Genomic DNA, 26,617 nt, shown 5'->3' with positions numbered 1-26,617 from the left:
GCATTTCAATCCCGGCAAAGCACGCCGTTGCTCATGGATTGCAGTAGTCACAACGGGACGGGTCGGCAGAGCCAATGCCGTCCTGCCGTAAAAGCTCTTGTCGAAAGTTGCAACTGCTGCAGCCCCAGATTTCCCCCCGTTGCTCCCGCGTAGCACGACCGCATGCGGCGCAGGGCAGTCCTGGCAGGTGCTCTATGGCTGAAAAGCCCGGTGATCCGCACTGCGGGCAAGAAGAAAGCAGCTTTTCCGCCAGATTGTTGGCAGCCTTGCCGATATTCACCATGCGTTCCGGATTCGCATGTGCTCGCAGGTCACGCTCGACGAATATCTTTGCGTCGCCTGTGGCGATTTTCTTGGCCCATGCGAATGCAGTTCTTAGCGCGGACCAGTTATCCAGTCCTTTGCGCAGGAGGGGGGTGTTTTCGCTACAGGGTCGCAATACCAGGTGCTGTTTGGGAAATCCAACCTGATGCGCGAATGTTTCCAGCTCGTTCCAGGTGCAGACCCAGCATTGGTCGCTGCTTGCCGGGCCTTGATGGATACCGACAACTTCAATTTTCCGGATGTCGTCGATGAAGAGCAACAGCTCAATGTTCCACGGGAAGAGTCCGGTGTACGGATCGGGACCGAAGCTTCCCTCACTGGCCAATCCCAGGCTGGCACCGCTCAATTGCATGCCGATGCGCGCCTTGCGCCGGGCCGCATCCAGTTGGGTACCGTAGCGTGGAATTTCATGGGTGAAAGTCCCAAGCTCATCGGTATCAAAGCCATCCACCCGCCTGACCTTGCAGTTCAGTTTTTTGTCGAACAGCGGCGCGACCACATGTTCCTTGCCGTGCTGGGTCAGAAAGGCGATCTCCTGACCCGCATAGGGATTGTGTGGGGCTTGGCACCCATGCAGCGATTGCTGCTTGCCCGGCTGCTCATGCTCTTTTACGTCAGGCAGCATGGCCGCTTACTCCCTGGCGTGCAACCGAGTCAGAACCTCCCCGTGATTGCCTGGCGCATCCGAGCGGCCTGCGCCGGCGCTGGTGATTCACAGGGAAATGGAGGCTCATTGGAACGATGACTTGAAATAAGCTTCAGATTCTCGCTGAGAAAATTGTTCGATTCCATCAGATATAATTACCTCTTTTATTCGAAAAGATCGAATATCAGCATGCTCAACTTCAAACATCTCCATTACTTCATGGTGGTTGCCAGAAGCGGTGGCATCATTCGCGCTGCGGAACGTTTGCACCTGACGCCGCAAACGCTCTCAGGGCAGATCTCGCAATTTGAGGAACGGATTGGTGCCCAGTTGTTTCATCGAGTCGGACGGCGACTGGAACTTAGCGAAACCGGCAAGCTGGCCTTGTCTTATGCGGAAGAAATTTTTCAGACAGGTTCCGAACTTGAGGCCTTGCTCAGCAGTGGAGCGACTGATCGCCTATTGACTTTTCGTGTCGGCATCGCCGATGTCTTACCGAAATTCATCGTTCACCGCTTGCTGGCGCCGGTGTTGAATTTGCCTGAGGCAATCCGGCTGGTCTGCCACGAAGACCGACTTGACCGGCTATTGGCTGACCTGGCGATTCACAATCTGGACATGGTGATTGCTGATCGCCCCATGCCCGCTGGTACGGAGATAAAAGGCTATAGCCATCCGCTCGGCGAGTCGGGGATTGCCTTCATGGCGTCCCGGGAACTGGCCGAGCGGATTGGTCCGCGTTTTCCGGCCAGTCTTCATGGTGAGCCAATGTTGCTGCCCGGCAAGGACAGCGCGCTTCATCTGGCTTTGCCACGTTGGCTGGAGCGTATGAATGTGCGCCCGAGAATCGTCGGGGAGTTCAGCGATAGCGCCCTGATGAAAGCCTTCGGTGAAGCGGGCGCAGGAATCTTTCCGACGCCTGCATTGAGTGTGGCGGCAGTTTGCGAACACTACAAGGTCGATTTGATCGGTGAGACGAGCGAGATTAAGGAGCGATTCTTCTTGATTTCGGCAGAGAGGAAACTGGTTCATCCAGTTGCTCGCGCCGTCAGCGAGCATGCAAAGAAAATGCTGCTTTGACCCGGTCGGGAAAACGCGATCTCCCCGAGGTGTTGTCGTCATTGTCGGGTTTGTTACAGAGGACTTTGGTTTAATAATCTGTTTTTAAAGTATTTTGTGATTGGCGCGCTCATTGCTTAGGGGTGGGTAATCTCTGAGGAGCGTTGCCCACATGGCCGAAATCATCCAATCCAAGAAAGCACTGGCGGTGAATCCGCTGAAGGTGAGCCAGCCGATCGGTGCGTCGCTGGCTTTCCTCGGGCTGAATCGCAGTCTGCCGCTGATGCACGGTTCGCAGGGGTGTACCGCCTTCGGCAAGGTGTTTTTCGTGCGTCATTTCCGCGAGCCGATTCCGCTGCAGACGACGGCGATGGATCAGGTGTCGTCGATCATGGGCGCCGACGAGAATGTGGTCGAGGCCTTGCGCACGCTGTCCGACAAGAGCAAGCCGGACATCATCGGCCTGGTCACGACCGGGCTGTCGGAGACGCAGGGGACCGACATCCTGCGTACGGTCAAGGAATTTCGCGCTGCGCATCCCGAATATGACGGGGTGGCGGTGGTGCCGGTGAATACGCCGGATTACGTCGGTTGCCTGGAAAGCGGTTATGCGCTGGCGATCGAGGCGCTGATCCGCACGCTGGTGCCGGCGAGCGATTGTGCCGGCAAGCGGCCGAAGCAGGTCAATGTGCTGGCGTCGGGGATGCTGACGCCGGGCGATATCGAGGCGATCAAGGACTGGGTCGAAGCTTTCGGCCTGCGCCCGCTGGTGGTGCCGGATATTGGCGATTCGCTGGATGGTCACCTGGTCGAGGCCGAGTATTCGGCGCTGACCATCGGTGGCACGCCGCGCGCGGAAATCGAGGCGATGGGCGAGTCGGTGGCGACCCTGGTGATCGGGCCGTCGCTGTTCAATGCGGCGGATATCCTCAAGGGCCTGACCGCGGTGCCCGATCATCGCTTCGCTGGGCTGATGGGGCTCGATGATTGCGATGCCTTCACCCAGGCGCTGGCCGAGATTTCCGGCAAGCCGGTGCCCGAAAAAATTGAACGCCATCGCGCGCAGTTGCAGGACGCAATGGTCGATAGCCATTTCATGACCGGGTTTGCCCGGGTGGCGTTGGCGGCCGATCCTGACCTGCTCGGCATGCAGGTGCGTTTCCTGACCGGCATGGGCGCTGAGGTGGTGGCTGCAGTCAGCCCGCACAAACATGAAAGTCTGGCTGGCTTGCCGATCGACAAGGTGATCGTCGGCGATCTGGAAGACATGGAAAAGGCGGCACGTGCCGCCGGTGCCCAACTCGTCATGTCCAATTCGCATGCCGTGGATACCGCGCACCGCCTGGGTTTGCCCTTGATGCGCGCTGGTTTTCCGCAATACGACTACGTGGGCGGTTACGCCCGCACCTGGGTGGGGTACCGCGGTACGCGGCAGACCCTCTTTGATCTCGCCAACTTGATGCTGGGACAACATCATGAACTCGAAGCCTATCGTTCAATCTACTGGACCGACGACCGTGATGGTGTCGGACAACCCCATGTCGTCACGTCGTCTGCAGCTGGTCTGGTCCATTAAGCAGGCGCCGGAAGCCGTGCTCCGCATTGCCTTCGCCTCGACCGACCGGACCCGGGTCAATCAGCATTTCGGTGCTGCCGAGGGTTTTGCCATCTACGAGGTGACGCCGGACAAGGCGACCCTGGTCGGCGTCGGCGAGTTTTCGGAAGAAGCCATGGACGGCAACGAGGACAAGCTGATCGCCAAGGTCGATTTCCTGGCCGGCTGCGCCGCGGTCTATGTCATGGCCATCGGTGCGTCGGCGATCAAGAAATTGATGGCCGCCGGCATCCAGCCGATCCGCGTCGGCGAGGTCGACGCCATCGACGAATTGCTGCTGGAGCTGTCCGGTGCCATGCGCGAAGGTGGCGTAGCCTGGGTTGACCGGGCTATCGCCGCGCAGACCAAGGCGGCGGCAACGGATCGCTTCGCGGCGATGGAAGACGAAGGGTGGCAGGGATGAGCGCCGGCATGATCGAACACCGCGGCATCGTCCAGCGGATCGAGGACGGCCGCGCCATCGTCGTCATGGAAACCAGCGGCTGTTCGGCCTGTGGTCACGGCAGCAGTTGCGGCATCGGCAAGATCGCTGCCGGCCGTCCGGCGACTGTCCTGACCCTGCCGGCCAGCGCTGGCATCGCCGCAGGTGACATGGTCTGCGTGGCCTTGCCGGAAAGCCGGCTGACGTTGTCGGCGCTGCTCGGTTACCTGTTTCCGGCCTTCGCCATGCTGTTCGGCGCCTGGCTTGGCGCCGTGCTCGAAGGTAGCGACGGCGCAACGGCGCTGGGCGCCATCGTCGGCTTCGTTGCCGCCCTGATCATTGCCCGCGTCGCCATCGGCCTGGTTCCCGGATTGATGCCGGCGCCGCAACTGCTGCCGCTATCCCGTTCTTCACAAGTTTCCCCACAGGAGTTCCACCATGAGCACTGATCCCATCTTTGAAACCGATTTCGTCAAGGAAATGGCGCGCCAGATGCGCGCCTTGGATACCTACGGTACCTATTCCGGCTGGACCGTCGAGAAAATTCTCGACCCCTACATCATGACCAAGGAGCGCAAGGCGACCATTCCGCTGATCGGTGATCCGGATGATGAAACGATTTCGCGCGTCAAGGCCTTCTACAACGCCATCGCCGTGTTGATCGAGAAGGAATGCAAGCTGCTGGCCGTGCCGCTGGTGCACCTGACGCATGAAGGTTTTGGCCGCGCCATCATCACCGTTGGCAAGCTGGTTGCCGTCGAGAAGACGCTGCGCGACGTGCATCGTTTCGGCTTTCCCAGCCTCTCCAAGATGAAGGATGAAGCGGACAAGCTGCTCGGCATCGCTCTCGAACGCATCGGCCAATATCCGGACGTCGCCGGGCTGTAAGGACGGAGGAAATGATGACTGACGAAGAACTCGCCGCTCTCGACAAGGAAGTGAAGAAGTTGAAGCGTATTGCTTCGGAATGGGCGTCGCAAATGCACGACCTCGTGGAAGACCGCCTGCCGGCGGGCTACCAGGAAATTCCGGGCATCGCGCAGTCGACTTACGACGCTTGTCAGGCCTGGGCTGAAGCCAGCCAGCGCTTGGCGGCGGCGCAGAAGGCGCAAACGGTTTGAAGGTGGCTAGTGACGGGGGCGGGCGATGACACCGCCGTCCCCGGATATCGGCGAGTCGCTGTGCCAGGCACTGCGTGAGCAGGTCGGCAAACTCGGTCTGTCGATTGGCGACGAACCGGTGTGGGCTGCCGCCAGTTTCGAGATGGAGCGCGATCCCTACTCACAGCAAGAGAGTGTGATTGCCGTCTGGCGGGGTGGTCAGCGTTTTGGCAAGGCAACCTTTTTCCCGGACGGGCGGGTCTTCGCCGAATACCAGGTGCTGCTGCCGCATCCCGCGAAAGCGGGTAGTTACGTCGATGCCGTGCAGGTCTGGGGAAGGGCGCCAGTGTGGCGCGGTGACGCGGTTATTGCGGAGTATCCGGCATGAATATGGACACACGTGTGCTTCTCCTGCACAAGCAGGGCACCAGCGGGCGCTTGCGCTATCTGCGTCTGCCTTCTGGTGTCGCCCTGTTTACCCCCTTGCCGGCCGATGCCGCGCTACGGCCGGAAGACTGGTCGCCGACGGTGCAGGTACATCCGAGCGCCGTGCTGCGCGAGGCCGAGGTTCGTCTTGGCTTGGCCGAAGGGGCAATCGAGGCGGTGCCGGAATTCCAGTGCTGGGTGGATACCTCCGCCGGCGACGTCGCGGTGCTGCTCGGCGCTTTTGCCAGCATCGATCCGCCATTTGCCGCTGCCGAGCAACTGGATGGTCGATTCATCACGATTGCCGAGGCACGCTCCTTGAGCGCCATCGAGCGCGACCTGATGCGTCGTGCTTACGAACATGTTTTGGGGTGATTGTCGCAAATGCGACAAGCCGCTGCGCAGCAACAATTCATTTAATTCATAGGCTTGGCGATAGGTTTCGGGATGGCACAGGGCTTGCAATGAGTAAGCCATCAACCCCTGGGAGAATCGCCATGATCAATCTGACCCCCGCCGCCGTAAAAGCAGTACAACGTTTCATCCGTGGTTCCGAAACGCCGGTCGCCGGCCTGCGCCTGATGATCTCGGGCGGCGGCTGTTCCGGCCTGCAGTACGGCATGAAGCTCGAAGCCGAGAAGGCTGAAGATGACTGGGAAGTCGAAGTCGACGGCGTCAAGCTGCTGGTCGATCCGATGACCATGCCGATGATCGACAACGTCACTGTCGATTTCGTCGACACGCTGACCCACACCGGTTTCAAGTTCGACAATCCGAACGCCAGCGCGCAGTGTTCCTGCGGCTCGTCGTTCTCGGTCTGAGGGAAGCATCATGTGGGAATACTCTGACAAGGTCCGCGAACACTTCTTCAACCCGCGCAACTCCGGTCCGCTGGAAGAAGCCAACGGCATCGGCGATGTTGGCTCGATCCAGTGCGGCGACGCGCTGCGCCTGATGCTCAAGGTCAATCCGGAAACGGAAGTGATCGAAGACGCGCATTTCCAGACCTTTGGTTGCGGTTCGGCCATCGCCTCGTCGTCGGCGCTGACCGAGATGATCAAGGGCTTGACCCTGGACGAGGCGCTCAAGGTCTCGAACCAGGACATCGCCGACTTCCTCGACGGCCTGCCGCCGGAAAAGATGCACTGCTCGGTCATGGGCCGCGAGGCGCTGCAGGCTGCCGTTGCCAACTACCGTGGCGAGGAATGGTCCGACGACCACGAAGAAGGCGCGCTGATCTGCAAGTGCTTCGCCATCGACGCAGTGATGATCGAAGACGTGGTCACCGCCAACAACCTCAACACGGTTGAGGAAGTGACCTTCTACACCAAGGCCGGTGGCGGTTGCGCCGCCTGCCACGAAGGCATCGAGGAAATCCTGGCCAAGGTCAAGGCCTCGCGCGCCGGCCCCGGCGAAGTTTCGCCGCCGCCGCCGTGCCCGGCCACCCCGGAAGCCCCGAAGCCGCCGAGCAAGAAGCTGTCGATCGTCGAGAAGATCAAGATCATCGAGGAAGTGCTCGAGTCGGTCCGCCCGATGCTCCAGCGCGACCACGGCGATGTCGAACTGGCCGACGTTCAAGGCAAGAAGATCTACGTGCATCTCAAGGGCGCCTGCTCCGGTTGCATGATGGAAGCGGCCACCCTCGGCGGCATCCAGCAGAAGATGATCGAAGCCTTGGGCGAGCTGGTCCAGGTGCTGCCTTCGTCGCACATGCCGGTCGAAGCCTGAGAACGCCCAACCCCAACAGAGAAACCGAAAAAGGACAGCGCCATGGAACCGATCTACCTGGACAATAACGCCACCACGCGCTGCGAGCCGGCCGTGGTCGAGGCGATGCTGCCGTTCTTCACCGAGCACTTCGGCAACGCTTCGTCGATCCACGCTTTCGGCAGCGAAGTCGGCAAGGCGCTGAAAAAGGCCCGCGCTCAGGTGCAGGCGCTGCTCGGCGCTGAGCACGACTCGGAAATCATCTTCACCTCCTGCGGCACCGAATCCGATTCGACCGCCATCCTGTCGGCGCTCAAGGCACAGCCGGAACGCAACACGGTGATCACCACCACCGTCGAGCACCCGGCCATCCTGACCCTGTGCGAATGGCTGGAAAAGGAAGGCTACATCGTCCACAAGCTCAAGGTGGACAAGAAGGGCCGTATCGACATCGACGAATACAAGTCGCTGCTGCACGACCGCGTCGCAATCGTTTCGGTGATGTGGGCCAACAATGAGACCGGCACCCTGTTCCCGGTCGAGGAAATGGCTGCGCTGGCGGCGGCCAAGGGCATCATGTTCCATACCGATGCGGTCCAGGCGGTCGGCAAGCTGCCCATCGATCTGAAGAACACCAAGATCGACATGCTGTCGCTCTCCGGTCACAAGCTGCATGCACCGAAGGGCATCGGCGTCCTCTACCTGCGTCGCGGCTGCCGCTTCCGCCCGCTGCTGCGTGGCGGTCACCAGGAGCGCGGCCGGCGTGCCGGCACCGAGAACTCGGCGTCCATCGTTGGCCTCGGCATGGCCTGCGAACTGGCCATGCTCAACATGGAAAAGGAAAACACCGAAGTCCGCCGTTTGCGCGACAAGCTGGAAAAGGGCATCCTCAGCCAGGTCACCCATTGCTTCCCGACTGGCGACCCGGGCAACCGCCTTCCCAACACCAGCAACATCGCCTTCGAATACGTCGAAGGCGAGGCCATCCTGCTGCTGCTCAACAAGATGGGCATCGCCTGCAGCTCGGGCTCGGCCTGTACCTCAGGTTCGCTGGAGCCGTCGCATGTGATGCGCGCGATGGGCATTCCCTACACCGCCGCCCACGGCACGATTCGTTTCTCGCTGTCGGTGCACAACACCGAAGCCGAAATCGACCGGGTCATCGAAGCGGTTCCCCCGATCATTGCGCAATTGCGCAAATTGTCGCCGTACTGGCGCGACGGCGGCCCGGTCTCAGCCGAGCAAGCCTTCGCCCCGACCTACGCCTGACCCGGTTTTTGCATCAGTCTCTCTCTGTAGTAACTTCACCGCCCCGGAAGCGATTCCGGGGCGTTTTTTTTGTGCCCCAGAAAACAAAAACCCGGTCTGCGAAAACCGCAGACCGGGTCGGTAATTCCCTGGGCGCTCAGCGCCTCAGACGCACGCCCCGTCGTCAGCCACGCCTTCGGCGGCGGCCTTTTTCGGTTTGACGAACTGCTCGCGCGAGACACCGAGCCACATGACCAGCGGGCTGGCGACCAGCACCGAGGAGTAGATGCCGAACAGGATGCCGATGGTCAGTGCCAGCGAGAAGTAGTACAGGGTCTCGCCGCCGAAGATCAGCATCGACAGGACCATGACCTGGGTAGAACCGTGGGTGATGATCGTCCGGCTGATGGTGCTGGTGATGGCGCGGTCGAGCACCTGTGGCGTGGTCATGCCGCGGACCTTCTTGAAGGTTTCGCGGACGCGGTCGAAGACGACCACCGACTCGTTGACCGAGTAGCCGAGCACGGCCAGTACGGCGGCCAGCACCGACAGCGAGAATTCCCACTGGAAGGCGGCGAAGAAGCCGAGGATGATGATCACGTCGTGCATGTTGGCGATGATCGCCGACAGCGCGAAACGCCATTCGAAGCGGAAGGCGAGGTAGATCATGATGCCGATGATCACCACCAGCAGCGCTAGCGCACCGTTTTCGGCGAGTTCGCGGCCGACCTGCGGGCCGACGTATTCGACACGTTGCAGGCTGGCCCCGGGGGCCTCCAGGTTCAGCGCCTGCATCACGCGGTCACCCTGCTGGGCGCTGTCGGCGGCGTCGCGTAGCGGCAGGCGGATCATGACGTCCTGCGACGAGCCGAAGTTCTGCACCGTGTAGTCGTTGAAGCCGTTCTTGCCTAGCGCGCCGCGAATCCTTTCGAGGTCCGCAGCCTGCTGGTATTTGACTTCGATCAGCGTGCCGCCGGTGAATTCGACGGACAGGTGCAGGCCCTTGGTGGCTAGGAAGAAGACGGCCAGGACGAAAGTCACCAGCGAGATGACGTTGAACGCCAGCGCGTGGCGCATGAAGGGGATGTCCTTCTTGATACGGAAGAATTCCATGTCCGTGTTCCCTTATTTCTGACCGTCGGCAGTTGCCGTACCGGGTTTCCAGACATTGCCGATGGCAATCTTGGTGAGCTTCTTCTGGCGGCCGTAGATCAGGTTGACCATGGCGCGCGAGACGACGACGGCGGAGAAAATCGAGGTCAGGATGCCTAGGCAATGGACCACGGCAAAGCCGCGCACCGGGCCGGAGCCGAAGATGAGCAGGGCCAGGCCGGCGATCAGCGTGGTGATGTTGGAGTCGAGAATGGTGCCGAAAGCGCGCTCGTAACCTTCCGACAGTGCCGCTTGCGGTGGCATGCCGTTGCGCAGTTCTTCGCGGATGCGTTCGTTGATCAGCACGTTGGCGTCGATGGCCATGCCCAGCGTCAGCGCGATGGCGGCGATGCCGGGCAGCGTCAGCGTGGCCTGCAGCAAGGAGAGCAGGGCAACCAGCAGCAACAGGTTGGTGGCCAGGGCAATCACCGAGACCAGACCGACGACCTGGTAGTAGGCGATCATGAACACGGCGATGGCGACGAAGCCCCACAGTGTGGCGTTGAAGCCGCGTTCGATGTTTTCCTTGCCGAGCGACGGGCCGATGGTGCGTTCTTCGATGATGTCCATCGGAGCCGCCAGCGAGCCGGCGCGCAGCAGCAGGGCGACATCGTTGGCCTCGGAGGTGGTCATGCGGCCGGAAATCTGCACGCGACCGCCACCGATTTCGGTGCGGATGACCGGGGCGGTAACGACTTCGCCCTTACCCTTTTCGATCAGCAGGATGGCCATGCGCTTGCCGACGTTGTCGCGGGTGATGTCCTTGAAGATGCGGGCACCCGCCGAATCCAGCGTCAGGTGCACGGCCGGTTCGTTGGTCTGACCGTCGAAACCGGGCTGGGCATCGGTCAGGCGGTCGCCGGTGAGGACGACCTGCTTCTTGACCAGCAACGGCGAGCCGCCGCGTTCGGTGTACAACTCGGTGCCGAAGGGGACGTTGCCGGCCAGGCCGGCTTCGAGCGCACCGGGGCTGTCGTCGACCATGCGGATTTCCAGGGTCGCAGTACGGCCGAGGATGTCCTTGGCCTTGGCCGTGTCCTGCACGCCCGGCAACTGGACGACGATGCGGTCGGCACCCTGTTGCTGGATCACCGGCTCGGCGACGCCGAGTTCGTTGATCCGGTTGTGCAGGGTGTTGATGTTCTGCTTGATCGCGAATTCGGCGATCTTCTTTTCAGCTTCCGGCTTGAGCGTGGCCAGCAGGCGCAGGTCGTCGCCCTGGCCGGCTTCGGCCAGCGTCAGGTCGTTGCTGTTGTCGGCCAGGGTCTTGCTGGCGCGTTCGCGGGTTTCGGCGTCGCGGAACTTGATGACGATGCGGTCGCCGTCGCGGTTGATGCCGGCGTGGCGGATGTTCTTGTCGCGCAGCAGGCTGCGCAGGTCGGCCGCGGTCGAGTCGAGGCGTTTCTGCAGTGCGCCGGGCATGTCGACCTGGAGCAGGAAGTGTACGCCGCCGCGCAGGTCGAGACCGAGGTACATCGGCAGCGCGTTGAGCGAGGTCAGCCATTGCGGCGAGGCAGTCAGCAGGTTCAAGGCGATGACGTACTGCGGGTCGCTGCTGTCCGGGTTGAAGGCGCGCTCGATGGCGTCCTTGGCCTTCAACTGGGTGTCGGTGTCCTTGAAACGGGCCTTGACGCCGACATTGTCGAGCTGGATTCCGTCATGGCCGATGCCGGCGGCCTGGAGGACTTCTTCAACGCGGGCCAGGGTGGTCGCATCGACCTTGAGCGTGACCTTGGCGCTGGAGACCTGGACGGCCGGCGATTCGCCGAAGAAATTGGGCAGGGTGTAGATGAAGCCGAAGACCAGCGCGATGGCGACGGTGACGTACTTCCAGAGAGGGTAACGATTCATGGCGGCTTTGAAGCGAAAAAGGCGGCCGTAGCCGCCCTTCGGGATGGATTACAGCGACTTCAGCGTACCCTTGGGCAGGGCGATGGCCACGGCGGGCTTCTGGACGATGACTTCCGTGCCTTCGGCGATTTCCACGGTGACGTAGTTTTCATCGACCTTGGTGATGCGACCGACCAGGCCGCCGCCGGTGACGACTTCGTCGCCCTTCTGCAGCGCAGCGATCAGCTGCTTGTGCTCCTTGGCCTTCTTCATCTGCGGGCGGATCATCAGGAACCACAGCACGACGAACATCAGGATCATCGGCAGCAGTTGCATGAAGCCGCCAGTCGGGTCGGCGGCGCCAGCGGTCTGGGCGTGGGCAAGACTAATCATTGGGAATGTCTCCGGATAACAAAAAATTCAGAACGGGGGATTCTATCACTGGCCGGACGTTCGGTCGCGGGCAAAGGCGGCTGACCATTCGTCCAGTTTTTCCGATTCGATGGCAGCGCGCATTTCGGCCATGATGGTTTGGTAAAAATGCAGGTTGTGGATGGTGTTGAGCATGCCACCGAGGATTTCGCCGTTGCGGAAGAGGTGGTGCAGGTAGCTGCGCGTGAAGTTGGTGCAGGTGTAGCAGGTGCACGACGGGTCGAGCGGGCCGGTGTCGGCGCGGTAGCGGGCGTTCTTGATCTTGACGTCGCCGAAGCGGGTGAACAGGTGGCCGTTGCGCGCGTTGCGGGTCGGCATCACGCAGTCGAACATGTCGATGCCGTGCTTGACCGAAAAGACCAGGTCTTCCGGCGTGCCGACGCCCATCAGGTAGCGCGGTTTGTGCGTTGGCAGGCGCGGCGCCGTGTGCGCCAGGATGCGCGCCATGTCTTCCTTGGGTTCGCCGACCGACAGGCCGCCGATGGCCATGCCGTCGAAGCCGATGTCGCACAGGCCGGCCACCGACTCGTCGCGCAGGTCTTCGTACATGCCGCCCTGGACGATGCCGAACAGGGCGTTGGTGTTTTCCAGTTGGTCGTGCTCGTCGCGCGAGCGTTTGGCCCAGCGCATCGACATGCGCATCGACTTGGCTGCTTCTTCGCGGCTGGCCGGGTAGGGCGTGCACTCGTCGAAGATCATGACGATGTCGGAATTGAGCACCTTCTGGATCTGCATCGAGATTTCCGGCGACAGGAAGAGCTTGGCGCCGTCGTGCGGCGAGCTGAACTTGACGCCTTCCTCGCTGATCTTGCGCAGCGCCCCGAGCGAGAACACCTGGAAGCCGCCGGAGTCAGTCAGGATCGGCTTGTGCCAGTTCATGAAGTCGTGCAGGCCGTTATGCGCCTTGACCACTTCAAGCCCCGGGCGCAGCCACAGGTGGAAGGTGTTGCCCAGACAGATCTGCGCGCCGATGTCGTTGAGGCTCTGCGGCGTCATCGCCTTGACCGTGCCGTAGGTGCCGACCGGCATGAAAACAGGCGTCTGGACGACGCCGTGAGCCAGGGTCAGGGTGCCGCGGCGGGCGGCGCCGTCGGTCTTGAGGAGTTCAAACTGCATCGGAGCGTTCCAGGAGCATGGCGTCGCCATAGCTGAAGAAGCGGTAACGTTCGCTGACCGCGTGCGCGTAGGCAGCGCGGATCGCGTCGTAACCGGCGAAGGCCGAGACGAGCATCATCAGTGTCGATTTCGGCAGGTGGAAGTTGGTGATCAGCCGGTCGACCACCTGGAAGCGGTAGCCGGGGGTGATGAAAATCTCGGTTTCACCGCTGCCGGCGACGACCGTGCCATCGGCCTGGCCGGCCGATTCGAGGGTGCGCAGGCTGGTCGTGCCGACGGCGATGACGCGTCCGCCGGCGGCGCGCGTCGCGGCGATGGCGGCAGCAGTTTCCGGCGTCACTTCGTAGCGTTCGCTGTGCATGCGGTGATCGGCGATTTTCTCGACGCGCACCGGCCGATAGGTGCCGGCGCCGACGTGCAGGGTGACGAAGGCGGTCCCGATACCCCGGGCGCGTAGCGTTTCGAGCATGGCCTCGTCGAAGTGCAGGCCGGCGGTCGGCGCAGCGACGGCGCCCGGTTCGCGGGCATAAACCGTCTGGTAGCGCGATTCGTCGGCAGATTCGGCCGGATGCTCGATGTAGGGCGGCAGGGGCAGGGCGCCGTATTGCTCGGCCACCGCCCAGAAATCGTCGTGGTCCAGCAGTTCGAGCGCGAACAGGTCGTCTTCCTTGCCGGTACGGCCGGTCATGCGGACCGTGAAGGCATCGGCCAGGCGCAGCAGGCAGCCGGGCTTGGGCGCCTTGCTGGCGCGGATCTGGCAGATCGCGTGTTTCGCATCGACGATGCGCTCAAGCATGATCTCGACCTGACCGCCGGTTTCCTTGATGCCGAAGAAGCGCGCCTTGATCACCTTGGTGTCGTTGAACACCAGCAGGTCACCGGTGCGCAGCAGATCGGGCAGGTCGGCAAAGCGACGGTCCGCGTGCTGGCTGCCGGCAACGTGCAGCAATCGGCTGCCGGTACGTTCCGCAGCCGGGTGCTGGGCAATCAGTTCGGGGGGGAGATGAAAGTCGAAGTCATCAACGGTGTACGTCATGCTCATCCCGGAATCATTCGTCGCTGCTGTGGTGCTTGCCGCCGAGCTTGTCCATGACCGCGAAAAGGACGCCGGAGACGACAAAAGTCATGTGCAGGCCGACCTTCCAGGCAAGCTGGTCGTTGGTGTAGTTCTCGACATGCATGAAGGCCTTGAGCAGTTCGATCCCGGAAATGGCGACGATCGAGCCGATCAGTTTCATCTTCAGATCGGCAAACCCGACGTGGCCCATCCAGCTCGGCCGGTCTTCAGTATCGCCGGTGTTGATCTTGGAGACGAAATTCTCGTAACCGGCAAAGATGATGATGATCAGCAGGTTGGCGATCATCACCACGTCGATCAGGGTCAGGATGCCGATGATCACGTCGCTGCCTTCGGCGGTCAGCACGGTCGGGGCGAAGCTGATGAATTCCTTGACGAACTTGATCAGCAGAATGACGATCGCGAAGATCAGCCCCAGGTAGAAGGGCGCCAGCAGCCAGCGGCTGTTGAACATCAGAAGTTCGAGTTTGTGTTCGAGGGATTTCATGGGTGTGTGGTCCGCGAGTGGGAGGCGGCATATTGTGCAGTGCGGCAACCGAGAAATCCAGTCGATTGAAGTGCGGCGATGGCCTAGGCTGCGGACCGGGCGCCGGGAGATGGCCGGCGGCTTGGTGATTTCGCGTTTATTGTCCGGTTTTTCCGAAGTGACAATGGGGTATTGTCTGAGGCAATATCGCCCTCCTCAACAACAACGAAAGCCCGGTTGCCGGGCTTGACCATGGAAATATTCCTACTGCTCGCCCTGATTCTCCTCAATGGCGCTTTCGCCATGTCCGAAATTGCCCTGGTCACCGCCCGCCGGGCACGTCTGGCCAAACTGGCCGAAGGGGGCGACGGCGCTGCCGCCGTTGCGATCAAGCTGGGCGACGATCCCAATCGCTTCCTGTCCACGATACAGATCGGTATTACCTCGATCGGCATCCTCAACGGTATCGTCGGTGAGGCCGCGCTGGCCGGGCCGCTGGCCCTGTGGCTGCAATCCTTCGGCGTCGAGCAGGGGGCTAGCGAGATTGGTGCTACGGTACTCGTGGTCCTGGTCATCACCTATGTCTCCATTGTGGTCGGCGAACTGGTGCCCAAGCGGATCGGCCAGATCAATCCAGAGGGGATTGCTCGCCTGGTCGCCCGTCCGATGAACCTGCTGGCCATGATCTCCCGGCCCTTCGTCCGCTTGCTGTCGAGTTCGACCATGCTCCTGCTGGGGTTGGTGGGACAGCGTGAAACCAAGGGGCCGAGCGTGACCGAAGAGGAAATCCACGCCATGCTGGTCGAGGGTTCCGAGGCCGGGGTCATCGAAAAGAACGAACACGCCATGGTGCGCAACGTATTCCGCCTCGACGAACGGCAAATCTCCTCATTGATGGTGCCGCGTTCGGATATTGTCTGGCTCGATGTCGAGAACACCATGGAGCAGAACCTGGCGGTGATCACCGAGTCGGAACACGCCCGCTTTCCGGTATGCCGCGGTGGTCTGGATAACATCCTCGGCGTGCTCAACGCGCGCCAGCTGCTCGGCAAGACCTTGCGCGGCAGCGAGGCCAGCCTCAGCGAAAAACTGCAGCTCGCCGTCTATGTGCCGGAATCGCTGACCGGGATGGAATTGCTCGAACAGTTCCGCTCTTCGGGCACCCAGGTGGTGTTCGTGGTTGATGAATACGGCGAGATCCAGGGCATGGTGACGCTGCAGGATCTGGTCGAGTCGGTGACCGGTGAGTTCGTCCCGAAAAATAAGGAGGATGCCTGGGCGATCCAGCGCGACGATGGCTCCTGGCTGCTCGACGGCCTGATTCCCCTGCTGGAACTGAAGGACACGCTGAGCATGAAAACCGTGCCGGAAGAAGAGAAGGGGCGCTACCACACGCTCTCCGGCATGGTGATGCTGCTGCTCGGACGCCTGCCGGTGACCGGCGACAAGGCTTTCTGGGAGGGCTGGTCGTTCGAGGTCGTCGATCTGGACGGCAAGCGCATCGACAAGGTACTGGCGGCACGTTTGCCCGATGAACTGGGCGGTCCGCTCGAGATGTCGGCGGCCGAAGCCTCCACGGCACGCTCGCAGGACTGAACGATGCGGGACACTTCCCCGGCGGTGACGGCCTTCGCTCCGATCCATTTCTTTCGGGCGCGCTGGCACGGCCAGGTGTCGCACCGCCGTCTGTTCTACTGGGACATGCTGGGCGTGGCAACGCTGCTCAATGCCGCGCTGGCGCTGGTGTCGCTGATCCTGCTGGCCAAGGGCTGGGACGGTTCGGTCTGGCTGCTGCTGCACGCCGTGCTGGTGCCCTACAACATCTTCCTGCTGGCCAGCCTGTGGCGGCATGTGCACGCGCCTGCACTGTTCCGCGTGATCGGTACCGGCTGGTTCGGCATGACCTTGCTGGTTTAGGTCCGGCAGATATTTTCCAGACGGTTGTAGACGCAAAAAAGCCGGCAAGTTGCCGGCTAGTGAGTGCAGACGTTTGGTTAGGTGGCATTACTCTGAACAGCCGCACGCTGCACGTTCGGCAGGCCTGCCGATCTTGCCTGCCAAAGGTCGTATGCGGTTTGCTGCGCCAGCCAGGCATCGGCGCTGCCGCCGTTCTCTACGCCAAGCCATCCCTCGATGCGCAGTGCCATGTTCGGGGAAATCGCCGCCCGACCGTTCAGCACACGGGAAAGGGCGGCACGGGTGACGCCCAGCTGCACGGCAGCATCGGTGACGGTTAGCCCCAGGGCTGGCAGTACGTCTTCCCGTAGCGTTTCGCCGGGGTGCGGGGGGTTGAACATTCGACTCATCTTCTTACCTCTCAGTGATAGTCCTGGTAATTGACCAGAACGGCGTCGCCATCCTCGAAGGTGAAGGTCAGGCGCCAGTTGCCATTCACCGTAACCGCGTAGTACCCGGCCAGATTGCCGAGCAGGCCGTGGAATTTCCATCCGGGCACGTTCATGTATTCCGGGGTCTTCGCTGCATCGAGGCGGATCAGCTGGCGCGACAGTCGTGCCGCGTGGTGCGGCTGGATGCCTGCCTTGCTGCCGGTCTCGAAAAAAGCCTCGAGCCCCTTGTGCTGAAAACTTTTAATCATGATTGATTGTATAGCGTAGCGTATCGGGTTGCAATTGATTGAGGCAGGGCAAGCCTGGTAGGGCGTTCCCCGATTCGGGCCTTGCCGCTGTTGCTTGGGGTTGTTTCGAGTTCGGCCAGGACGCGGTCGACGCCTTCAGGCGTTAAGTCAGCCAGGGGCGTTGCGCCCAGGCGATCCCCCAATACTGCAGGCGGGGTTTGTACATACGGTCGCGCACCGGAGTGAGCGACAGGAAAACCGCCGCGATTTCCGTGAATGTTTCGGGCGTTTTGAAACCATTCTGCATTTGGACATCCTCCAAATCCGCTTCGGATTGAAAAAATGTCCCAACGGCCGCCAAGCCTTGTCAGATGGTGCCCCGAGCCAGACTCGAACTGGCACGCCTTTCGGCGGCGGATTTTGAATCCGCTGCGTCTACCGATTCCGCCATCGGGGCGAATGGAGCGCGGATTATCCCCGAATCACTTCTTTGGTTCAAGCACTTCCGGGCAGGGGAAGGCTTTGGCCAGGGCACCGGCGACCAGGGTAGCGGTGGTCACCGTGGTGTCGGGCGGTACGCGTTCGACGTGGATGACGACGGCACGGACCAGGCGCAACGAGAGGTCGGCGTCGTTGGGCAGGCAGAAAGCGTTGATGCGGACGCCGATCCTTTCGGCGAGAAAGTCGCTGACCGCGTAGCCGTCGGCGAAGCCGGCGACGTAGGAAATGCAGCGGTTGCTGCGGATGGCGAAGAAGGGGTCGGTATTTTTCTCGCCGGCGTAAAGGCGTTCCGCGCTGCGACAGTCCTCCAGCATTTCCTGGGCGGTGTAGGCGTGGGCGTGGCCGGCAAACAGCGCGGCGCAGAGGATGAGCAGTCTGATCATCGGGATTCGAACCAGGAAAGGGTGTCGTGGAGGCCGACGACGCTGCCGACCACTATCAGCGCGGGCGGCTTGATGCCAGCCTCGACGATGCGTTGCGGTAGCTGGTCGAGCGTGGACAGCAGGGTTTGCTGATCGGGCAGGGTGCCGCGGCGGATGATGGCGGCCGGCGTGCTGGCCGGCAGGCCGTGGGCGATCATCTGCCGGCAGATTTCCGGGGCGCCGCCAACGCCCATGTAGAAGACGACGGTTTGGCCCGGACGCGCCAGCGCCGGCCAGTCGAGATCGATACTGTGATCCTTCAGGTGGCCGGTGACGAAGGTCACCGACTGGGCGTGATCGCGGTGTGTCAGCGGAAAGCCCGCGTAGGCGGCGCAGCCGGCGGCGGCGGTGACGCCGGGGACGACCTCGAAACCGATGCCGGCGGCGCGCAGGACTTCAAGCTCCTCACCGCCGCGACCGAAGATGAAGGGGTCGCCGCCCTTGAGTCGGACCACGGCCAAGCCTTGGCGGGCCAGATCGACCAGAAGCTGGTTGATTTCTTCCTGCTTCAGCGTGTGTTTTGCCGCCTTCTTGCCGACATAGACCTGGCGGGCCGAGGCCGGAAAGAGGGCGCGTACGCCTTCGCCGACCAGGTGGTCGTAGACGATGGCGTCGGCGCTGCCGATCAGGCGGGCGGCTTTCAAGGTCAGTAGGTCGGGGTCGCCGGGACCGGCGCCGACCAGCCAGACCTTGCCGGCGGTGAGTGTCGTGTTTTCAGTCATCAGCCCGGCATTCTGCAATACGCCGGGTGATGTGCGCCAGTGCTTCCTCAACCTGGTCGATCAGGATCAGGCACAGGTCGCCGGCTTGCAGGCGGGCGAGTGCCGTGTCGATGGCGAGGAATTCGCCGGTGATCTCGTCGATCCGGCTGACACGGGGAGCGTTGGCCAGACCGCTGCGTAGCAGCGCGATGACTTCGCCGTCAGCGCGGCCGCGCTGGCAGGCATCCTGGTAGAGGATGACGTCGTCGAAGGCCGGGCCAAGGATTTCCGTCTGCTGCCGGATATCCTCGTCACGCCGGTCGCCGGCGCCGCTGATGACGACTGCCCGGCGTTTGGCCGGCATGGCTTCGACGGCCTTGACCAGCGCCAGCATGGCGTCCGGGTTGTGACCGTAATCGGCAATCAGGGTGGCGCCGCGATAGTCGAAGACATTGAAGCGGCCCGGTGCTGTCGAGGCATCGCTGACAAAGCCGGCGACGGCCTGTTCGATCTTCGCCCAGTTATAGCCGAGCGCCCAGGCGGTGGCGATGGCGGCCATCACGTTTTCGACCTGGAAACCGATGCTGCCGTTGCGGGTCAGCGGCACGCGTGCCAGCGGGATGCGGTGCTTGCGCCGGCCCTCGCCGCAGACGATATCGCCCTGGTCCACGTAGAGCACGCGTTTGCCCTGCGCGCGATGGGCGGCCAGGACCGGGGTTGCCGGATCGAGGGCGAAGAAGGTGACCTGACCCGGGCAGTGCTGGGCCATGGCGGCCACCACCGGGTCGGCCGCATTGAGGACGGCGGTGCCGCTGGGGGCAACGTTCTGGACGATGACGCGCTTGATCACCGCCAGGTCGTGTACGGTGGTGATGTAGTTGAGGCCGAGGTGATCGCCCAGGCCCAGATTGGTGACCACGGCAACGTCGCACATGTCGAAGCCGAGGCCCTCGCGCAGCAGGCCACCGCGCGCGGTTTCGAGCACGGCGGCATCGACATCGGGATGGGCGAGGACGTTGCGGGCGCTGCGCGGACCGGAGCAGTCGCCGGTATCGATACGCCGGTTCTGCACGTAGATGCCGTCGGTGCTGGTCATGCCGACGCGCAGGCCGTTTTCCTCGAAGATGCGGCCGATCAGGCGGCTGGTTGTGGTCTTGCCGTTGGTGCCGGTGACCGCGACGACGGGAATACGCCCGTTATCGCCATCGGGATACATCATGCCGACGATGGCCTCGCCGACTGGCCGGCCCTTGCCGAACGACGGGTCGAGGTGCATGCGCAGGCCGGGGGCGGCATTGACTTCGACGATACCGCCACCTTGTTCCTCCAGCGGCTTCAACATGGTGTCGCAGACGACGTCGATGCCGGCGATGTCGAGGCCGACCGTTTGCGCGGCGGCAACGGCGGCGGCGGCGAGTTCCGGATGAACGTCGTCGGTGACGTCGGTAGCGGTGCCGCCGGTGGACAGGTTGGCGTTGTTGCGCAGCACGACGCGGACCCCGCGTTCCGGGATGGAGTCGGCGTTGTAGCCCTGCTCGGCGAGGCGGGCCAGCGCGATTTCATCGAAGCGGATCTTGGTCAGCGAGGTGGCGTGGCCGTCGGAGCGACGCGGATCGCTGTTGACGATGTCCACCAGCTCGCGGACGGTGTGCGTGCCGTCGCCGACGACCAGCGGCGGATCGCGGCGGGCGGCGGCGATCAGTTTGTCGCCGATGACCAGCAGGCGCCAGTCGTGGCCCGGCAGGTACTTTTCGACCATGATGTCGTCGAAGAAACCGACGGCGACCCGGTAAGCGTGGCGTACCTGTTGCTCGGTCGTCAGGTTCACCGAGATGCCCTTGCCCTGGTTGCCGTCCTGCGGCTTGACCACGACCGGCAGGCCGATTTCCTGCGCGGCCTGCCAGGCATCGTCCTCGTCGTCGACCGGGCGGCCGGTCGGCACGGCGACGCCGGCGGCGTGCAGCAATTGCTTGGTCAGCTCCTTGTCCTGTGCGATGGCCTCGGCGATGGCGCTGGTGTGGCTGGTTTCGGCCGCCTGGATGCGCTTTTGCTTGCTGCCCCAGCCGAACTGGACCAGGCTGCCCTGGGTCAGGCGGCGGTAGGGAATGCCGCGGGCCTGGGCGGCGGCGACGATGGCCCCGGTCGAGGGGCCGAGGCGGATGTCCTCGTCGAGGTCGCGCAATTCCTTGAGCGTTCCGTCGAGATCGAAGGGCGTGTCGTCGAGTGCTGCCTGACACAACTGTTCGGCACGTTCGAAAGCGAGCCGGCCGACGTCTTCCTCGGTGTATTCGACGACCACCTGGTAGACGCCCGGGTCGACGGTCTTGGCGGTGCGGCTGAAGGTGACCGGGCAACCCGCCTGCGCCTGCAGGCCGAGGGCGGCGAATTCGAGGGCATGGGCCATCGAGACAGTATCGAGATGGTCGGTCGGAATCAGTTCGGCCAGTTCCGGGAAGCGGGCACGCAGGCGCGCCTCGAAACCGGGCAGGTCGGCGATGGCGCACTCGGCACCGGTACAGGTGACGATGGCCTGGATGGCGGTGTGGCGGCTCCACAGGTTGGGGCCGCGCAGGGCACGGATACGGGAAACGTCCATGGTGATCTTGTGTTCCGAGCGTTAGTTACGGCCGGCGCCGGCGGGCTTGCGGGCGCGGCGGGGCAGCAGGGCGAAAGGGTCGGCCAGTTCGAGGCCGTAGGTCTTGATGCCGGTGACGATGACGTCCTGGGTCAGGCCGAGCGCCCAGCCGGCGGCAACGGCGGCGAGCACGTTGGCGATGGTTTCCGGGCGCTTGGCCTTGCCGATCGCCGGTACGTCGCCGAGCCGGCACAGACGGATTTCGTCCTGGCCGGTGCCGAGGTAGATCCGGCTCTCGCTGACGTAAACACCACGCTTGCCCGCCTGCAGGTGGGCGTCGAGCGCCGGACAGTCGGGATCGGTGGCGAACAGGATGACCTCGCCGTCGCACAGTTCGGCGAAGTCGGCGGCTTGCGGGTCACAGGCGTTGAGCACGGCGTAGCCGGACTTGAGGACGACGTCGACCTGGGTGCGGTAAGTCGAGCGCCAGGTCGTGTAGTACTCGCCGCCGGTCGGCTGAATGTCCCATTGCGACAGGTCTTCGACCGCCGGCAGCACATTGGTGACGACGCCGACCGAGCAGCGATCATAGGCCAGACCTTCGCCGAGGATGACCTTGCCGCCGTTCTCGATCACCGCCGCCTCGACGGCGCGGTTGAGCAACAGCCGGCGGGCGCCGGTCCAGTTGGCGGCATCGTTTTTCTGTACCTGGCGGCGGCCGAGGTAGAGGCCGTCGCTACAGGCCAGGCCGACCTGCTTGCCGGACAGGTGGAGCATGTGGGCGACCAGGCGGGCGACCGGCGTCTTGCCGCGCGAGCCGGAAATGCCGACGACCGGGACGCGGCCGCTTTCGCTCTCGGCGAACAGGTTGTCGACGATCGCCTGGCCGACCGGGCGCGGTTTGCCGATGCCGGGCTTGATGTGCATCAGCAGGCTGGGGCCGGCGTTGACCTCGACGATGGCGCCGCCTTGTTCGGCGAGCGGTTTCGAAACATCCTGGCAGACCAGGTCGATGCCGGCGATGTCGAGGCCGACGACGCGGGCGGCCAGCGCGGCGACGGCGGCGGTCTCGGGATGGACGTCGTCGGTGCAGTCGAAGGCGTGGTTGGCGTTGCGCTGGATCAGCACTTCACGGCCGGCGGCCGGGACGCTGTCGCCGGTAAGGCCCTGGCGTTCGAGTTCGATCTTGGCGGCGGTGTCGATGCGGATGATCGACAGCGGGTGAAGTTCGGTTTCGCCACGGCGCGGGTCGATGTTGATCTGGCTGTCGATCAGTTGCTGGACGGTGGATTTGCCGTCGCCGCTGACCGTGATCAGGTCGCTGCGATTGGCGGCGACGAGCTTGCCGCCAACCACCAGCAGGCGGTGCTCGATGCCCTGGATCGAGCGTTCGACGAGGACGCCGGAGCCTTCCTCGGCGGCAATCGGGTAGGCCTTGCGCACCGCTTCCGGGGTCACCAGGTCAATGAAGACGCCGCGCCCGTGGTTGCCGTCGGTCGGTTTGACGACGACCGGGTAGCCGATGTCCTCGGCGGCGTCGACGGCATCGTCGGCGCTGTCGACTTCGCGGCCTTCGGGGACCGGTACGCCGACCGAGGAAATCAGTTCCTTGGTCAGGTCCTTGTCACGCGAGATGGTCTCGGCGATGGCGCTGGTGGCGTCGGTTTCGGCTGTCCAGATGCGACGCATCGCGGCACCGTAGCCGAGCTGAACCAGATTGCCGTCGTCGAGCAGGCGGATGTGCGGGATCTTGCGCGCCTCGGCAGCGTTGACGATGGCTGCGGTCGACGGGCCGAGGTACTTGCGGTCGACCCTGCGCCGCAATACCTTGATCGCCGCGTCGAGGTCGAAAGCTTCGTCGTTGATCGCCGCAAGCAGCAGTTCGCGGCCGGTGTCCAGCGCCAGGCGGGTGCATTCGCCGTGAAAGTCGCTGACGATCAGCTTGTAGACGCCGCGCGTGGTCGTCTCGCGGGTGCGTCCGAAACCGTCGGGCAGGCCGGCCAGACTCATCAATTCGAGCGTGATGTGCTCGAGGATATGGCCAGCCCAGGTGCCCTCCTGCAGGCGGCGCAGGAAGCCGCCGCGCTCGTCGTAGTTGCAGCGGTGCTCGACCAGCCCGGGCAGCCAGGCGGCGAGGCGTTCATGGAGGCCGGGAATCTTGTTCGACGGCAGGTCTTCGAGTTCGCCGATGTCGATCCAGGTTTCCAGGCTGGGCGGATAGGTCCAGATGCTGGGTCCGCGCAGGGAAAACTGTTTCAGGAAGATGATGTCTTGTTTCTTCATGGGGTGGGCTGTTGCCGGCTGGGTGGGATGCGTTGTGTCCGAATGCGATTATTAACGTTTTTGCCGTTCTGCGGCTGACCGTTTGCGGAAAGTGTTACTCGTTGCTACCGGGCGTTACCTCGCCGCCACTAGAGGAAGCGGTCGAGCAGCTTGCGACTGTGCCGGTCGAGCCGGCTGAGGTCGCGCACCAGGTACTGGATGCCGTTGCCGTCGGCGATCAGCAGCCGGGTCGCCGACAGGCGACGGATGTCCTCTTCGCCCTTGAGCACCAGCGCGGTGTCGCCGCGGTCGGTGCGGACCTGCCAGGTGCTCGGGCAGGCGAAGCTGGACACCGACAGCAGCTGGGCGATCTCGGGCACGAATTCGCGGCTGGCCAGTTCTTCCTCGATCAGTGCGCGGGTTGCCGCCGGCAGGTCGGCGAGGCGGTCGGCCCAGCCGATTTCGTGGCCTTCGGCGCTGAGGATGGAGATGCCGTCGTCGGGGGCAGCGATCGGAAAGGCGCGGACCGGGGTGACGGCCTCGTGGCGGTCGCCGTTTTCGGCCTGAAAGACCAGTCGCCCGAAAGCGTCGCGGGTTAGCGTGAAGTTGGCCTGGCTCATCGCGGTTTCCTCAGACGGTCGCGGTTTTCGGCAGGTCCGGGGCAGCCGGTTCGGGCGCCTCGGTGTCGACGTTGCGGAGTTGTGCCATGTACAGCTTGTGGTAGTGGCCTTCGGCGGCCATCAGCGCGTCGTGGTTGCCGACTTCGACGATGCGGCCACGGTCCATGACCACCAGCCGGTCGGCCTTCCTCAGCGTGCTCAGGCGGTGGGCGATGGCGATCGTGGTACGACCCTTGACCAGGTTGTCGAGCGCCTTCTGGATTTCCTTCTCGGTTTCGGTATCGACCGCAGAGGTTGCTTCGTCGAGGATCAGGATCTTTGGGTCGATGAGCAGCGCCCGGGCAATCGAGATGCGCTGGCGCTCGCCGCCGGACAGGCCCTGGCCGCGTTCGCCGACCAGCGAGTCGTAGCCGTGCGGCAGGCGCAGGATGAATTCGTGGGCGTGGGCGGCGCGGGCGGCGGCGACGATTTCCTCGCGCGTCGCGTCGGGCTTGCCGTAGGCGATGTTGTCAGCGATGGTGCCGAAGAACAGGAAGGGCTCCTGCAGGACCAGGCCGATGTGGCTGCGGAACTCGGCGACCGGCACCGAGCGCACGTCGACGCCGTCGATCAGCATCTGGCCCTCGGTGACGTCGTAGAAGCGGCAGATCAGGTTCACCAGCGTCGACTTGCCGGAGCCGGAATGGCCGACCAGGCCGATCATCTCGCCCGGTTCGATGACCAGGTCGACGTCCTTGGTGACGGCGCGGGTGCCGTAGCGGAAGCAGGCCTGCTTGAGTTCGATGCGGCCGGTGACTTTTTCCAGATGCACCGGGTTGGTCGGCTCGGGCACGCTGGAAACATGGTCGAGGATGTCGAAGATGCGCTTGGTGCTCGAGGCGGCGCGCTGGGTCGCCGAGACGATGCGGCTCATCGAGTCGAGGCGGGTGTAGAAGCGGCCGATGTAGGCGAGGAAGGCGGTCAGCGTGCCCACCGTCGAATCGCCGTGGGCGATCTGCCAGATGCCGAAGACCCAGACGACGAGCAGGCCGACCTCGGTGAGCAGCGTCACCGTCGGGGTGAACAGAGACCAGGTGCGGTTGAGCTTGTCGTTCATCTGCAGGTTGTGCTCGTTGGCGGCGCGGAAGCGCTCACCTTCTCGCTTCTCCTGGGCGAAGGCCTTGACCACGCGGATGCCGGGGATGGTGTCGGCCAGCACGTTGGTCACTTCGGCCCAGACGCGGTCGATCTTCTCGAAGCCGGTGCGCAGCTTCTCGCGGACGAAGTGGATCAGCCAGGCGATGACCGGCAGCGGCAGCAGCGTGACCAGCGCCAGCCAGGGGTTGATCGAGAACAGGATGACGGCGGTCATCGTGATCATCAGCACGTCGGTGGCGAAGTTGAGCAGGTCGAGCGAGAGGAAGATGTTGATGCGGTCGGTTTCGTTGCCGATGCGCGCCATCAGGTCGCCGGTGCGCTTGCCACCGAAATACTCCAAGGACAGCCCCAGCAGGTGATCGTAGGTCTGGGTGCGCAGGTCGCGGCCCATGCGCTCGGAGACCAGCGACAGGATGTAGGTGCGGATCCAGCCCAGTCCCCAGGCGACGATGGCCGCACCGAGCAGGCCGCCGAGGTACATGCCGACCAGGTTCCAGTCAATCGGCTGGCCGTTCTGGAACGGGATCAGCACGTTGTCCATCAGCGGCATCGTCAGGTAGGGCGGCACCAGTTGCGCTGCGGTCGACGCCAGGGTCAGCACGAAGCCGAGGAAGAGCTGCCAGCGGTAGGGCCGGGCGAAACGCCACAGGCGGAACAAGGTCCAGGTCGACGGGGCGACCGTCGCCTCGCGATTGCAGATCGGGCATTCCTCGGCGCCCGGCGGCAGCGGGGTCTTGCACTTCGGGCAGCTTTCGGCTTCCGGGCGTTGCGGCGGCTGGCCGCAGACCAGACTGTCGCGGTGCAGGTCGAATTCGTCGATCAGGCGCAGCGCCGCCAGGTTGTTGGCCAGGGTGTAGCGCCAGCAGGCCAGGCGGCCATTGCCGTCGAGCAGTTCGAGTGTGCCGACGCCGGCATGGTCGTGGTGGTCAAGGCGCAGGCCGGCGGTGAGCGGCCATTCGCGAATCTGGCCGTCGGCATCGACGGCGATCAGGTGCAGGTCGGTGACGGCGATCAGGCCGCGGGCAAAGCGCAGGCGGCCATCGAGGTCGGTTTCCAGCCAGGCGGCCAGGGTTTCGGTGGGGGCGATTCGGCTTCCGATCGTTGCCGCCCAGGGGTCGGGCAATATCGCTGGGGCGACGGGAACGGAGATTTCGGCGTGCTGCATCAAGGGCTCGTAGGGGCGAGGAATGGGCTTTAACGTATC

At 63.4% G+C, this 26,617-nt stretch carries 29 protein-coding genes and 1 tRNA gene; 13 read left to right on the top strand and 17 right to left on the bottom strand.

What is annotated here, in order from left to right; all coding sequences use genetic code 11:
* Positions 1-31: 31 nt before the first annotated feature.
* The gene (locus tag G471_RS18925) at positions 32-949 is read right to left on the bottom strand and encodes a DUF6671 family protein (protein WP_211226443.1); all 918 of its coding nucleotides are present in this window, start codon (positions 947-949) and stop codon (positions 32-34) included.
* Between the two features lie 210 nt (positions 950-1,159).
* Between G471_RS18925 and nhaR the strand changes: the two genes are divergently transcribed.
* From nhaR to nifS, 11 genes are all read left to right on the top strand, one after another.
* Positions 1,160-2,050: a transcriptional activator NhaR gene (gene nhaR / locus G471_RS0115370; RefSeq protein ID WP_028996112.1), complete on the top strand. Its 891-nt coding sequence runs from the start codon at positions 1,160-1,162 to the stop codon at positions 2,048-2,050.
* A gap of 151 nt (positions 2,051-2,201) precedes the next feature.
* The gene (nifN, locus tag G471_RS0115365) at positions 2,202-3,605 is read left to right on the top strand and encodes a nitrogenase iron-molybdenum cofactor biosynthesis protein NifN (RefSeq protein ID WP_028996111.1); all 1,404 of its coding nucleotides are present in this window, start codon (positions 2,202-2,204) and stop codon (positions 3,603-3,605) included.
* Positions 3,568-4,047, top strand: coding sequence for a NifB/NifX family molybdenum-iron cluster-binding protein (locus G471_RS0115360; RefSeq protein ID WP_028996110.1), 480 nt, complete (start codon positions 3,568-3,570; stop codon positions 4,045-4,047). Before nifN ends, G471_RS0115360 begins: the two co-directional genes overlap by 38 nt.
* Positions 4,048-4,055: 8 nt before the next feature.
* Positions 4,056-4,514, top strand: coding sequence for a SoxR reducing system RseC family protein (locus tag G471_RS0115355; RefSeq protein WP_157272561.1), 459 nt, complete (start codon positions 4,056-4,058; stop codon positions 4,512-4,514).
* Positions 4,504-4,953 (top strand): NifX-associated nitrogen fixation protein, encoded by a 450-nt coding sequence (locus G471_RS0115350; protein WP_028996108.1) that lies wholly within the window; start codon positions 4,504-4,506, stop codon positions 4,951-4,953. Before G471_RS0115355 ends, G471_RS0115350 begins: the two co-directional genes overlap by 11 nt.
* Positions 4,954-4,964: 11 nt before the next feature.
* Positions 4,965-5,186 carry a CCE_0567 family metalloprotein gene (locus G471_RS0115345; RefSeq protein ID WP_245580574.1) on the top strand — a complete coding sequence of 74 codons (222 nt, stop codon included), beginning with the start codon at positions 4,965-4,967 and terminating at the stop codon, positions 5,184-5,186.
* A gap of 25 nt (positions 5,187-5,211) precedes the next feature.
* Complete coding sequence (locus G471_RS18010) at positions 5,212-5,553, top strand: hypothetical protein (RefSeq protein ID WP_043421913.1); 342 nt, start codon at positions 5,212-5,214, stop codon at positions 5,551-5,553.
* Positions 5,550-5,966, top strand: a complete 417-nt coding sequence (locus G471_RS0115335; RefSeq protein WP_157272560.1) for a hypothetical protein — start codon at positions 5,550-5,552, stop codon at positions 5,964-5,966. Before G471_RS18010 ends, G471_RS0115335 begins: the two co-directional genes overlap by 4 nt.
* A 122-nt stretch (positions 5,967-6,088) precedes the next feature.
* Positions 6,089-6,412 carry a HesB/IscA family protein gene (locus tag G471_RS0115330; protein ID WP_028996105.1) on the top strand — a complete coding sequence of 108 codons (324 nt, stop codon included), beginning with the start codon at positions 6,089-6,091 and terminating at the stop codon, positions 6,410-6,412.
* Positions 6,413-6,422: 10 nt separating this feature from the next.
* Positions 6,423-7,319, top strand: a complete 897-nt coding sequence (nifU, locus tag G471_RS0115325; protein WP_028996104.1) for a Fe-S cluster assembly protein NifU — start codon at positions 6,423-6,425, stop codon at positions 7,317-7,319.
* Positions 7,320-7,361: 42 nt separating this feature from the next.
* Positions 7,362-8,567 (top strand): cysteine desulfurase NifS, encoded by a 1,206-nt coding sequence (nifS, locus tag G471_RS0115320; RefSeq protein WP_028996103.1) that lies wholly within the window; start codon positions 7,362-7,364, stop codon positions 8,565-8,567.
* Positions 8,568-8,711: 144 nt separating this feature from the next.
* Here the strand turns inward: nifS and secF are convergent, their stop codons facing one another.
* The 6 genes from secF to G471_RS0115290 are packed head-to-tail and all read right to left on the bottom strand — an operon-like array spanning position 8,712 to position 14,641.
* Complete coding sequence (gene secF / locus G471_RS0115315; protein ID WP_028996102.1) at positions 8,712-9,659, bottom strand: protein translocase subunit SecF; 948 nt, start codon at positions 9,657-9,659, stop codon at positions 8,712-8,714.
* Positions 9,660-9,671: 12 nt separating this feature from the next.
* Positions 9,672-11,549: a protein translocase subunit SecD gene (secD, locus tag G471_RS0115310; RefSeq protein WP_028996101.1), complete on the bottom strand. Its 1,878-nt coding sequence runs from the start codon at positions 11,547-11,549 to the stop codon at positions 9,672-9,674.
* 48 nt (positions 11,550-11,597) lie between these two features.
* On the bottom strand, positions 11,598-11,921 hold the full coding sequence (gene yajC, locus G471_RS0115305; RefSeq protein WP_028996100.1) for a preprotein translocase subunit YajC: 324 nt from the start codon (positions 11,919-11,921) through the stop codon (positions 11,598-11,600).
* Positions 11,922-11,966: 45 nt separating this feature from the next.
* The gene (gene tgt, locus G471_RS0115300; RefSeq protein ID WP_028996099.1) at positions 11,967-13,076 is read right to left on the bottom strand and encodes a tRNA guanosine(34) transglycosylase Tgt; all 1,110 of its coding nucleotides are present in this window, start codon (positions 13,074-13,076) and stop codon (positions 11,967-11,969) included.
* A complete protein-coding gene (gene queA / locus G471_RS0115295) occupies positions 13,066-14,112 on the bottom strand; it encodes a tRNA preQ1(34) S-adenosylmethionine ribosyltransferase-isomerase QueA (RefSeq protein WP_028996098.1) in 1,047 nt (348 codons plus the stop codon). Before queA ends, tgt begins: the two co-directional genes overlap by 11 nt.
* Before the next feature lie 13 nt (positions 14,113-14,125).
* The gene (locus G471_RS0115290; RefSeq protein ID WP_028996097.1) at positions 14,126-14,641 is read right to left on the bottom strand and encodes a TIGR00645 family protein; all 516 of its coding nucleotides are present in this window, start codon (positions 14,639-14,641) and stop codon (positions 14,126-14,128) included.
* 231 nt (positions 14,642-14,872) lie between these two features.
* On the opposite strand from G471_RS0115290, the gene G471_RS0115285 reads away from it, so the two are divergent.
* Both G471_RS0115285 and G471_RS0115280 read left to right on the top strand, forming a co-directional pair.
* Positions 14,873-16,216 (top strand): hemolysin family protein, encoded by a 1,344-nt coding sequence (locus G471_RS0115285; protein WP_028996096.1) that lies wholly within the window; start codon positions 14,873-14,875, stop codon positions 16,214-16,216.
* A gap of 3 nt (positions 16,217-16,219) precedes the next feature.
* Entirely contained in the window at positions 16,220-16,537 is a 318-nt protein-coding gene (locus G471_RS0115280; protein WP_051295542.1) for a hypothetical protein, read from the top strand.
* Positions 16,538-16,614: 77 nt separating this feature from the next.
* On the opposite strand, the gene G471_RS0115275 is transcribed toward G471_RS0115280, so the two are convergent.
* From G471_RS0115275 to G471_RS0115230, 10 genes are all read right to left on the bottom strand, one after another.
* On the bottom strand, positions 16,615-16,926 hold the full coding sequence (locus tag G471_RS0115275) for a HigA family addiction module antitoxin (RefSeq protein ID WP_028996094.1): 312 nt from the start codon (positions 16,924-16,926) through the stop codon (positions 16,615-16,617).
* An 11-nt stretch (positions 16,927-16,937) separates the two neighbouring features.
* On the bottom strand, positions 16,938-17,216 hold the full coding sequence (locus tag G471_RS0115270) for a type II toxin-antitoxin system RelE/ParE family toxin (RefSeq protein WP_028996093.1): 279 nt from the start codon (positions 17,214-17,216) through the stop codon (positions 16,938-16,940).
* Positions 17,217-17,358: 142 nt separating this feature from the next.
* Positions 17,359-17,502, bottom strand: a complete 144-nt coding sequence (locus G471_RS19300) for a hypothetical protein (protein WP_157272559.1) — start codon at positions 17,500-17,502, stop codon at positions 17,359-17,361.
* Between the two features lie 65 nt (positions 17,503-17,567).
* Positions 17,568-17,652: transfer RNA gene (locus G471_RS0115260), tRNA-Leu, on the bottom strand.
* Positions 17,653-17,677: 25 nt separating this feature from the next.
* Entirely contained in the window at positions 17,678-18,079 is a 402-nt protein-coding gene (locus G471_RS19295) for a Rap1a/Tai family immunity protein (RefSeq protein ID WP_028996092.1), read from the bottom strand.
* Positions 18,076-18,840, bottom strand: coding sequence for a uroporphyrinogen-III C-methyltransferase (gene cobA, locus G471_RS0115250; RefSeq protein ID WP_028996091.1), 765 nt, complete (start codon positions 18,838-18,840; stop codon positions 18,076-18,078). Before cobA ends, G471_RS19295 begins: the two co-directional genes overlap by 4 nt.
* Positions 18,833-21,415, bottom strand: a complete 2,583-nt coding sequence (gene cphA / locus G471_RS0115245; protein ID WP_028996090.1) for a cyanophycin synthetase — start codon at positions 21,413-21,415, stop codon at positions 18,833-18,835. Before cphA ends, cobA begins: the two co-directional genes overlap by 8 nt.
* 21 nt (positions 21,416-21,436) lie before the next feature.
* On the bottom strand, positions 21,437-23,677 hold the full coding sequence (locus tag G471_RS18005; RefSeq protein ID WP_043421909.1) for a cyanophycin synthetase: 2,241 nt from the start codon (positions 23,675-23,677) through the stop codon (positions 21,437-21,439).
* Between the two features lie 128 nt (positions 23,678-23,805).
* Complete coding sequence (locus G471_RS0115235; RefSeq protein WP_028996089.1) at positions 23,806-24,276, bottom strand: cyanophycin metabolism-associated DUF1854 family protein; 471 nt, start codon at positions 24,274-24,276, stop codon at positions 23,806-23,808.
* A 10-nt stretch (positions 24,277-24,286) separates the two neighbouring features.
* Entirely contained in the window at positions 24,287-26,578 is a 2,292-nt protein-coding gene (locus tag G471_RS0115230) for a cyanophycin metabolism-associated ABC transporter (RefSeq protein ID WP_028996088.1), read from the bottom strand.
* Positions 26,579-26,617: the final 39 nt, after the last annotated feature.

The organism is Azonexus hydrophilus DSM 23864 (genome assembly GCF_000429605.1).
Classification (GTDB): Bacteria; Pseudomonadota; Gammaproteobacteria; order Burkholderiales; family Rhodocyclaceae; genus Azonexus; species Azonexus hydrophilus.
This window is presented reverse-complemented; position numbering and strand designations above follow the sequence as displayed.